We start from the raw sequence: 6,272 nt of genomic DNA, 5'->3' as shown, positions 1-6,272 counted from the left end.
CTGGATCAACAAGCCCGACCAACCCCGACCGGACGAGCAATCAATCCCGGCACAGGGATAGAACGATCTACCTGCCTTGATCACGTTGACAGGTTCCGGAGCGTGGTCAACGGCTCCTGTGTCGAGCATTTCGCCAAGCTCGGGTGCGCTGAATCGGGGTGTGCATGGTCTGCCGCGGCATGACGCAGCACGATCACATAGCCGCCTCGCCGCAGCGCGTTCGCCAGTGCTGCTCCCCGCAGGCGGTGGCTGGCGGTCACGACTGTCACGTGTGCTCGGCTCGGTGCAGCGCCCGGCATCGAACTCGTCTCCGAACTCGTTGACGCTGCTAGGTCCCGACTGGGAGTCCGGGCCGAAGCAGTCTGGCCCACCGTGAGTGTCACAGCGACGGCGGCGACCAGGGCCGTTGTGAGAGCCCGCTGCCGGGAACCGGAAATCGTATGACTCATGCGGTTCGGTATTCCCTGCGGGCGGCAACCCGTACCTGCCTTCACTCGTTCGACACGTACACAGACCGCTTGTCAGGCGGTACTGGCCCACCGGGGAACGCCGCCCCGCCCCAAGATCGTCCCGGCAAGGTCATCGCCATCTGGGACTTCAACATCGAACTCGACTGAAGCCCCCAACGTCGCCGCGGGGCCCGCTGACCTTCCGCCAGGGGCCGGGTCCTGCGTCCATACTGCCCCTACCGTTGGCAGCTGCCGGTTGATCCGCGTGAACTCAGCACGCTCGCCCCGCCTTCGCCGAGGTGGGTCAGGGAGGCCTGCCCGTACGAGAGGCGGGCGAAGCCGGTGTCCAGGCACTACGGTCCCGCGGGCTGACGACCTTCCCCGGCGCCGGGCGGCGATGGGTGACGAACACCGGCCCCCGCGTACGACCCTTGGGCAGGCGGGGCAGCAGCCGGGCGGTGCTCCGATTGTTTCTGGGCATTGGGGTCAGGCGGGCCACGCGCGCAGCAGATACGCTGCGGATCTGGGTGCCGGGCCGCGCATCCCCCGTCGTGGCCCGGCACCTGTTGTCTGGTCAGGGCTGGCTGGCGTGGGCGGGTTCGGGCCGGTCGGGGGACGTCACGAGGTCGATGGTCTGTTCGGTGGTGGTGTCCAGTGACATGTCGTACGTCCGCGCAATCTGCTGTACCCGCGTGACGGCTTTGCGTACGCCCGCGGTGTTTTCGGCGGCCCATTCGATGGTCATCCAGTCGCGGTAGAGGACCTCGGCGGTCTCATCGATGTCCAGGCCGCGCAGCGCTGCGTGCCGGGCGGCGTCCAGGTCCGGGCTGTCGCCGTCGGTGTGCCAGGCGGCGAGGGCGTGGGCGACGTCGACGATCCGGGAGAGCATCTCGTGCTGGATGGAGTCCGCCCACGGGTAGTCCTGGCCGTCGAACGGCTTGCCCAGCACCAGGCCGAGCGCGTTTTCCAGGTCAGGGATGCCGCCGCCGGGGCCGGCGGCCAGTCCCCGGGTGGCCAGGTGCTGGAAGATCTCCGAGTCCGAGCGGACCCCGGTATGGAAGGCGTAGCCGCCGTTTTTGGGCGGGGGCAGGTAGGCCTCGCCGTCGGGGGCCGCGCCGAACCGGGACCGGATTTCTGACAGTCGTGACTGCAGGGTGTGGGTCGACCAGGGGGAGACCGGGTCCATGGCCGTGCACAGAGCCTCGGCGCGGCGGCCGGGACGCAGATAGATCAGTGCTGCCTGCGCGCGGACCCTGGGGCCGTGGCCGGAGCCGCTGATCCCGGTGACCCGGATCGGCCCCAGCACGTCGATCTGCGGCGCATCCAGGTCACCCTCACCCACGGCATCGCCGCCCCGGAGCTGCTCGGCGGCGGCCACGTCCCAGTAAGCGCCGGCATGGCCAAAATTGCGTCGATCATCGAGGCGTACCTGGGAGCGACACTATTCTCGGTGATTGCGCATCCGCCATAGGAGAGCGAGATGACGTCTGGGAGGCCGCGAGTGTCACCCACCGCCCGACTGAATCCGTCAAGGATGCCACCGAGGGTGCTCTGCACGAGCCGCAACTGTGCGCCGGGGGTCACTGCTGCCGCAGTCTGCAGATCGAGAGATGTCTCGCCGCCGGCATTCGCGATCACGGTGACGACGCCGTCGCCCTGTGCCAACGGCAGCGCGCCCGGCGAGGTACTGCGCGCGAGGCGCTCGTTGCGGCCTGCCCAGCCGCGGCTGAGAGACTAGGGCCTATGGATGCGATAAGGCGGTTCCGTCTGGCGGTCATGGAGTGGGCGGCTGGCGGTGCTGGGGCTCCAGCAGCCGCCGCGGCCGCGCACGAACTGGCTGCCAGCACCGCTTTGCGCACGGTCGTACTCGTGGAAGGGGTCAGCGACCAGGTGGCGCTCGAAGCGCTGGCTGCGCGTCACGGCCGCGCCCTCGGTGCGGAGGGCATCGCCGTCATCCCGCTCGGAGGTGCGACCAGCATCGGCAGATTCCTGAATCTGCTGGGTCCTCAGGGGCTCGACGTCGGACTGGCGGGCCTGTGTGACGCCGGAGAGGAAGGCCACTTTTCGCGCGCCCTGGAGCGAGCAGGGCTCGGCTGCGACCTCGCTCGCGCCGACATGGAGCCGTTCGGTTTCTACGTGTGCGTCGCCGACCTGGAAGAGGAGCTGATCCGCTCTCTCGGTGCCGCCTCCGTGCAACAGGTCGTCGACGCCCAAGGCGACCTGCGGGCATTCCGTATCTTCCAGAAACAGCCCGCCCAGCGGGAGCGGAACGTCGAGCAGCAGCTGCGGCGCTTCATGGGCACCATCAGCGGCCGGAAGAGCCAGTACGCACGATCGCTTATCGATGACCTGGACCTCACCCAAGTACCACGGCCGCTGGACCGCCTGCTTGCGCATCTGTATCTGTGAGCTGACCCGCTAACGCCGGGAACGCTGCACAGCGGTGTCTTCCTGTCGTGCTCCGGCCGCACCCCGTGTTGGGTCCACGCGCTTGAGCTTGGTCCAATGTCGCTTCTTCAGCAGCTCGATCAGTCGACGGGCCGGCGGTACGGCGTCGAACGCCAGTGGGCCTTTTCCAACCTCGGGTTGAGTAGGTCACGTGGAGGGTCCGGACGGCCTGAACGAGTGCGGTGATGCGGGTGGTGCTGCACAGCTTCGGTGGCGAGAAAATCAGTCGCGCCCCATGAGGTGAGCCGTTAGCTTCCCTCTGAACGCAGCGAGTACGAGCCGCGGCGGCGAAGAAAGACAGGCATGGAGACTGAGGGCGTGCGGACCGACCGTTTGGGCTTGCTGATCGACCAGTTCGACCGCGCCAGGGAGATGGCCCAGGTGCGGCTGACGGGGCTCGGCGACGAGGAGTACCTGTGGGAGCCGGTGCCCGATTGCTGGTCGATCCGGCGCCGGGGCGAGGCGACGACACCCAGGGCGTTCGGGCCGGGCGAGTGGGTGCTCGACCAGGGCGAACCGCAGATCCCGGCAAACGAGTACGCCGAGGTCGCCCGGCAGGCCACCGGCGGCATGACAGTCGCCAAGATCGCCGACGACTGGAGCGTGAGCGTCGAGCGGGTCGAGCAGATCCTCGGGCACACCGGCCCGCCGGAGCCCGACGTGGCGCCGGTCACCACCATCGCGTGGCGGCTGGGGCACCTGCACTTCTGCTTCGCGGGCCAATGGGAGTGGACCTTCGGCGGACGGCGGCAGGAGCCGAAGCTGCTGGTCGACTTCACCCCCTCCGCCGCCGTGGCGGTCGAGCGGTTCTTGGCGCTGATCGACCGCTGGCGCGACAGCGTCGCTGCCATGACCGACGAGCAACTCGACACGATCGGCTTCTCGCAGTACCCGTACGGCTCCGACACCGACGACCCATACATTGCCGTGCTGTCGGGGTCCAACCTCGAATTCATCCACCACATGGCCGAGATCGCGGTGCTCCGCGACCTCTGGCGGGCCCGCTTCACCACTCCCGGGTAGGCCCGGGCGCGCCGCGACGGTGTTCAACGGCGATCTTCGATCCACACGCCAGTAAGCCATTTGCAACCTGTTGCGTGATGTGGGCAGTTGATCTGACAGGGCGACGAAGCCCCTGGTAGATGGGTTTTCGACCAAGAGAACCGTCTCCACCAGGGGCTTCGTGTGCTTGTCTACCCGTCCGGAGTTGATGTGTCCAGCTCCACCCTGCGCTTCCTATCGGCGCGGCTGCGCGCTCGCCGCCGCGCACGCGGTACCCGCTGGCGCCGACTGACCGCCGGCCGTCAGGCCCTCCTTGCCCTGGCCCACCTGCGCTGCGGCCATACCTACGCCCAGCTCGCCGCCGGCTTCGACATCGGCGTCGGCGATTGCTACCGGGACCCGTGATCGCGCCGGGGCGTCGGCCGCCCGGCGGGGTCCGGGCACAGTCACGGGCACGAGGTCGAGCCGCTTGTCCATGTCGAGGCGGAACGTGCCGTACGGGTTGATGTTCGACCAGAACAGCGCGGTCAGGCCGCGCCGGTCCTCGTCGGTGAGCCTCTTCGCCCAAGCCGGTTCGGCGAGGACCTGCTGAAGCAGCTGGGTGTTGATGTGTTCTCTGAACTACATGAACGCCTTCGCGTGAGGGGACGGAGTGCGCACGCTCGCTCCGACGAGACGCTGCTTCGTTTTCTGAGCCGCGTCTGTGTCAGTGGCCCCTGTTATCGTCCGCCACGTGACCTCAACTGATCATTTGCTTGGCCTGATTCAGGACACCCCCGGCATCGCGGATCTGCTGCGTTCGTCCTTCGAGTTCGACATCACGCGTAAAGATCATGGCGAGGCGGTCCTGCTTGCCTCGGGTGCGTCGTTGGAGGGCATTGCTGGGGATTGGTCCGGTGGGACATTCTTCCTGTGTCGAGACGACGACGGTCGTCGACCGGTGGTGTTCGCGAGCTCCGAGGGACAGGCCGGTCTGATCGCCGATGACCTGACGGCCGCGCTGGAGATCATCATCGGAGTGGCGTGGCGGGACTGCCTGACGTTCTCAGGTGGTGGCAGCGTGGAGGTAATGCAGGCTTCCGCTGAACACCGCGAGAGTGCTCTGGCGAACGATGAGCCCGAGATTGCCAAGCACCGTGCCCGTGTGGCCGCAGCTTTGTCGCTGCGCCTCGCGCCAGTGCCCGAGCTCGTCGCCCGGTTGCAGGAGGCGGTGTCCAGGACCGAGCCGAACCATGTGGTGGTTACCGAGTCGCGTGACGCGTACGAGTCGCTGTTCGGCACGTTCCTCGCGCCCCGCAGCGGGGGCTGGCGCTGAATGAGAACGCGGTTGGCTGCGCCAGCCAACCATCCTGAACACAAGGCTCCGCCCCAGGCTTTCTGTTTTGTGAGTTCGTGGATGCTCCGAAAATCGCGATCGCATGGTCAGGCGCGGCCCTGTGGCCGTCGGCCGCCCGCGTGGAGGACGGCTGCCGCAACCAGGTCCAGGTTGGCTTCGTCCAGGCCGGTGAGCACGTCGCGTAGGTCGACGGGTATTCCGTCGGCGAGACCCGCGCTGATCCGCAGAATTGCTCGCCTCCCGAGCAGGGCAGTCCTGTCCCTCGCAGCGCAACGATCGCCGCTGGCCAGTCGATGACGGCCATAGGCCGGCCATCGAGGAGCCCGTCTCTGACCTCGATGAATTCGTTGCTGAAGTCGGCCCGGTGCAGCCAGGACCGGTGAGTGATGAGCAGTTCGGCGGCGGCTTCGAGGCAGTAGACGCCTTGTGCCTGGTAGCGCAGAGCGTCGGCCAGTCTGCTTGTTGAGGTCATGAGGGGTCCTTGGTGACGGTGACGGTCCGGCCGGCGACGTCGCGGAACGCGGGTATGCCGAGGTTGACGGTGGTGGTCCGGCGGGTCCGCTCGTCGAGTTGGGCGAGTTTCTGCACTGCGCCGGCGAGGCTGACCTTGAGCCCTTCGACTTCGCCGAGCCACCCCTCTCGTTCGGCTTCGGCGATGCGGTCGCGCAGGTTGTCGCGGATCTCCACGATGCGGTCACGCTGGTCAGGATCGGGCCGCAGGAGACTGCACCTCAGGCAGCTGTGCTCGTGGACGCAGCTGGTCCCGTAAGCGCGGCCGCAGTCACCCAAGGCGACCCGGCGGCGTTCGAAGTGACCGAGGAACTCCTCCCATTCCTCGTCGGTCGGAGTTCGGTATTCCTCGCTGGGGCGGGTAGTACGGCGGCGGGCGATGAACGCCGGGTGACCGTTGATGACCTCCTCGGGATAGACCGCCTTGTATCCCATGGTGGTGTTGATGTCGCCGTGGCCTACTACCAGTTGGGCGATGTGGGGCGGCATCCCGTTCATGATCGCGTCCGTGATGAACAGCCTCCTTG

Annotated in this window: 6 protein-coding genes and 2 pseudogenes; 5 read left to right on the top strand and 3 right to left on the bottom strand. The window is 67.5% G+C overall.

Features of this window, described 5'->3' with window-relative positions; all coding sequences use genetic code 11:
* Nucleotides 1-760 precede the first annotated feature (760 nt).
* Together EFK10_RS49870 and EFK10_RS10660 are read right to left on the bottom strand one after the other, a co-directional pair.
* Nucleotides 761-909 (bottom strand): annotated as a pseudogene (locus tag EFK10_RS49870) (site-specific integrase); the annotation flags it as partial.
* Nucleotides 910-1,023: 114 nt separating this feature from the next.
* Nucleotides 1,024-1,827: a bacterial transcriptional activator domain-containing protein gene (locus EFK10_RS10660; RefSeq protein ID WP_127355482.1), complete on the bottom strand. Its 804-nt coding sequence runs from the start codon at nt 1,825-1,827 to the stop codon at nt 1,024-1,026.
* 365 nt (nt 1,828-2,192) lie between these two features.
* Between EFK10_RS10660 and EFK10_RS10655 the strand changes: the two genes are divergently transcribed.
* The 5 genes and pseudogenes from EFK10_RS10655 to EFK10_RS51990 all read left to right on the top strand — a co-directional run bounded on the left by EFK10_RS10655 (nt 2,193) and on the right by EFK10_RS51990 (nt 5,420).
* Nucleotides 2,193-2,858, top strand: a complete 666-nt coding sequence (locus EFK10_RS10655) for an ATP-dependent endonuclease (protein WP_127355481.1) — start codon at nt 2,193-2,195, stop codon at nt 2,856-2,858.
* Nucleotides 2,859-3,200: 342 nt separating this feature from the next.
* Nucleotides 3,201-3,920 carry a DinB family protein gene (locus tag EFK10_RS10645; protein WP_127355480.1) on the top strand — a complete coding sequence of 240 codons (720 nt, stop codon included), beginning with the start codon at nt 3,201-3,203 and terminating at the stop codon, nt 3,918-3,920.
* 162 nt (nt 3,921-4,082) lie between these two features.
* Nucleotides 4,083-4,295 (top strand): annotated as a pseudogene (locus tag EFK10_RS10640) (transposase family protein); the annotation flags it as partial.
* 337 nt (nt 4,296-4,632) lie between these two features.
* The gene (locus tag EFK10_RS10630) at nt 4,633-5,214 is read left to right on the top strand and encodes a hypothetical protein (protein WP_127355479.1); all 582 of its coding nucleotides are present in this window, start codon (nt 4,633-4,635) and stop codon (nt 5,212-5,214) included.
* A 77-nt stretch (nt 5,215-5,291) separates the two neighbouring features.
* Complete coding sequence (locus EFK10_RS51990) at nt 5,292-5,420, top strand: hypothetical protein (RefSeq protein WP_265737493.1); 129 nt, start codon at nt 5,292-5,294, stop codon at nt 5,418-5,420.
* A 283-nt stretch (nt 5,421-5,703) separates the two neighbouring features.
* On the opposite strand, the gene EFK10_RS10625 is transcribed toward EFK10_RS51990, so the two are convergent.
* Nucleotides 5,704-6,243, bottom strand: a complete 540-nt coding sequence (locus EFK10_RS10625; protein ID WP_206305399.1) for an integrase — start codon at nt 6,241-6,243, stop codon at nt 5,704-5,706.
* Nucleotides 6,244-6,272 lie beyond the last annotated feature (29 nt).

The sequence above is a fragment of the Streptomyces soli genome, assembly GCF_003999195.1.
Taxonomy (GTDB): Bacteria; Actinomycetota; Actinomycetes; order Streptomycetales; family Streptomycetaceae; genus Actinacidiphila; species Actinacidiphila soli.
This window is presented reverse-complemented; position numbering and strand designations above follow the sequence as displayed.